General features: G+C 54.9%; 3 protein-coding genes. 2 read left to right on the top strand and 1 reads right to left on the bottom strand.

The features are described from left to right. Positions 1–503 (bottom strand): hypothetical protein (locus AB4043_RS21475; RefSeq protein ID WP_442308030.1); only part of this gene is annotated, 503 nt, incomplete at its 3' end. 455 nt (positions 504–958) lie between these two features. On the opposite strand from AB4043_RS21475, the gene AB4043_RS21480 reads away from it, so the two are divergent. Both AB4043_RS21480 and AB4043_RS21485 read left to right on the top strand, forming a co-directional pair. Then, the gene (locus AB4043_RS21480; RefSeq protein ID WP_442308031.1) at positions 959–2,833 is read left to right on the top strand and encodes a carboxypeptidase regulatory-like domain-containing protein; all 1,875 of its coding nucleotides are present in this window, start codon (positions 959–961) and stop codon (positions 2,831–2,833) included. Next, on the top strand, positions 2,748–3,612 hold an 865-nt coding region (locus AB4043_RS21485; protein WP_442308032.1), incomplete at its 3' end, for a hypothetical protein. The genes AB4043_RS21480 and AB4043_RS21485, both read left to right, overlap by 86 nt.

Genomic DNA, 3,612 nt, shown 5'->3' on the forward strand with positions numbered 1-3,612 from the left:
GTGTTGGTGAATAGGATCGTCATCAGCGAGGGTTGTCCTGGCGGCAGCGTCACGTAGACCATGGAATAGTTGTTGACAGGGTCGTAGCTCTGGTTCGAGAAAGTAAGATAGGGCGAGTCTGGTCCCGCAGACAGCGTCGCCTGTCCATAGAAGGACATCAGGTACTTTCCACTGCAATCCGGTTGTACGGCATCTGGATCATCCATGGGCGGATTCCATGCCAGGTAGGGACGCTGGTCAAAGATCACCGCAAGTCCGTCCGTCGTGGGCCAACCGTTGGCGTCGTAAGGGGCCTTCGCAGAACCATCTGTCGTAAGAAAAAGCCGCCCCTGATGGACGAAGGCATCACGGAAGCCGGTAGGCCTTTCTGAGACTTCCACTCCGATCTTGCCGGTATATGTACCCTGGCCAATTGCCGCATGTGCACTTGCGAGAAGAAAAATACCTAGAACAAGCCGCACCCATCGCGGGGTGCTGCTTGCCGATACAGCTTTACGAGTCATGGCTACCAACATGTATCCTCCATCCGCCTGTTAGTCGACGATCGTTTGCATCCATTGCTGCGGCATGCTTGCCGCAACGCCTCGTCCCGGCCATGTGAACCGTTTCAGAACGCGTGAGCCACCGGTCTGGGAACCGGGGAATCGTCGTGCCGCATGCCGACGAGRCTCAAGTGACTTAACCGTCTAAGAACACATCTTTACGTAAATAGGTAGCTATTCCGCGTGCCGGAATGCACGCTGCGGGCTCTGCCGTTTGGGATTACGTTTCTTCGATTCGGTTGGTGGCTAGAGTTCGTGACGTGGCGGTATGTCTCTGACTCTAAAAGCGAATTAACGTAAACGCCGGTTCACTTACGTTAAGTCCCTTGACGGAGCAGAAACMTGGCCCCGAGGATTCGCGTTGCGCCGGATCAGGCATGGTTGCATCCACTCTGCCGGCTGCCTTTGGGGGAAAGATGAGAAGCAGGTATCTTCGGGTCATTGGTCTGTTTGCATTGCTATGGAGCAGCATCGCAATCGCTCAATTCAGCGGGACGGTTCAAGGGACGGTCTCGGATCAGACCGGCGCGATTGTTCCAGCAGCCTCGGTCGTACTTCATAACCTGTCTACGGGGGGCGATCTCCAAACAGCGACCTCGTCGTCCGGAAGCTTCTTTTTTCCATCCATTGCTCCTGGTTCGTATCAACTCCGGATCAGTGCCCCGGGCTTTTCCACGAGCCAGATCGACGTCCAGGTTGGAGCCAATGAAGTGCGTGGTGTAAATGTAGAGCTCCGGGTCGGAGCAACCGACACACTGGTGAATGTCGCCGCTACCTCCGAGGGCATCAATCCCGATGAAACCCGGGTACAGGCCACCTTGACGAGTGAGAATATCGGTCTGCTGCCGCTTCCAAATCGCGACACCACGATGTTGGTTCAGCTTGCACCAGGGGTGGGTGGCTTTGTCGACCCAAGTAACGGGATTGGTTATGGCTCGTCGATATTTGGGAGCGGCACCTTTCAGCCAGGGTCGAATTCTTCTATTTCCTCTCCGATCACCGCAAATGGTCTGCCTGGCGCATCCAATCTCTACCTCATCGACGACCTGCCAGTAATGAGCACGACCACCCGGGGCAATATAACAATTCTGCCTAACCCGGACATGATCGATCAGGTCAGCCTACAGACGCAGAGTTATTCGGTCGAAAACGGACAGAGTTCTTCCCTCCAGACAGCGTTCACGACCAAGTCCGGCGCGAACAGCTTTCACGGCAGCCTGGACTTCACATACACAGGACGCTTTCTAAGCGCGTCAAAGGTCTTCTCTCCCTCGAACTTCAACTTCCATCGTCAGAATTTTGTCGCGGCGCTTGGCGGGCCTCTATGGAAGGATCGAACTTTTTTCTTTGGCTCGGTGCAACTGCTTCGCTCAGCGGGCGCGGGTGGTGGTCTCGACACCTGGCTGGCTCCAGAACTGGTGAATTGGGCGCAAACGGCCTACCCAACCGCCATGGGGACTAAGGCTCTCGCCATGGCGCCTCCCACGAGGGTTTACAACGGTGTTCCTGTTCTGGCTTCCGCCGCATTTCCACACACCGCAACATCAGGCTGTGAAACACCTGCGACAAATAATCTCCCTTGCAGTACTCCAGTACGTTATGTCGGACAGTCGGCACAGACCAACCCATATAACGGCACACAATGGAACATTCGTCTGGATCAGCTTTTCCGTGGCGGGAAAGACCGCATCTACGGGCAATATATCCATCTCAACCAGACCTCAGGATTTCTTTCGGACCGGGCATTTTTCGATTCCGCATCGCCCAGCGTGACCTGGTACTGGTCTATTAACTATGTTCGCGCCTTTTCATCGCGTCTGGTTAATGAGGCCCATTTCGGCGCTGCCCGTACCTGGCAGGCCATTGAGGCGGCGAATCCGATTTCGCAGTCAGTTCCACCAACACCGCGCATTAATACCGGATCGAATATTCAGACGACGCAAAACGGTACCAGCACGCGCGAGCATCCCCTGAATGTTCGCGATACGGTGAGCTGGAATCTTGGCGCCCATAGCCTGCGACTCGGATACCAGTATTTCCACGGCGATTCCTACTCGCGGCAGGATCGCTATGCCCGTCCATTCAGCACTCAATTCACGAACGAGTTGACCTTCCTGCAGGATCAGGCGACGAATGCGTCTTACTTCTCAATCGGCGGTGACGGCAAATATCAGCCGCAGATATACGGATCGCAGGTTAGTTGGAATGGCATCTTCGTGGACGATCAATGGAAGATCACCGGCACCCAATGGCAAGCTGCTGGTGCGTGGCGGGGTCGGTCTTTATCTTGACTCCGTGCAGCCTGGTGAAGTCTCGATGAATCTTCCAACGAATCCGCCCAACCGGATCTCGTTATCCGTATCGACATCGAGCGCTCCGCAATACCAGGCATTTCTTAAACCGATTCCTTATGGAGATTTTCAAACTCCCGTCGCTCCGTATGGTTTCCATTTGCCGCCAGTGGTGACCTATGGCGCCGATTCGAAGGGAAATATTTGTTACGACCCCTCTTGTACAACCAAGTTCGCCTCGGGCTTGAATGGATACGACCGTGACCTGAAGTCGCAGAAGGTCATGGTTTACTCGCTTGGTATCGAGCAGGAGAGCGTGGGGCGGGCTGTCTTCTCTCTCACCTACGTGGGAAGCCGCGGTTATGACCTGTATTACGGCGGCGATTACAACCTGCTTCCTGGTGACCTGATCGCGAACGGATTTCAGAAGCGTCGTACCCAGGATTGGGGTCAGATTACGTTCTACCGCAATGGCCTTACGAGCAATTACAACGGCGTGATCTTTGCCATTCGGCAAAGCCACAAGGGACTGTTCTGGAAGTCTTCCTATACCTGGAGTCACGCCTTGCAGGATGCGCCGAACGCTGGGCAATCGAACACATCAACAACGCAGTTGATGGCTAATGTGATTGCTCCCAAGCAATACTATGGCAGCACGGCGTTCGATCGAACCCACGTGTTCTCACTCTCTGGTGGATATACGGTCCCGAGGGTCGGAGAAAATCGTCTTATTAACTTAACGGCCTCGGGCTGGCGCCTGGGCACCATCATTACCGCCG

The organism is Terriglobus sp. YAF25, assembly GCF_052113305.1.
Taxonomy (GTDB): Bacteria; Acidobacteriota; Terriglobia; order Terriglobales; family Acidobacteriaceae; genus Terriglobus.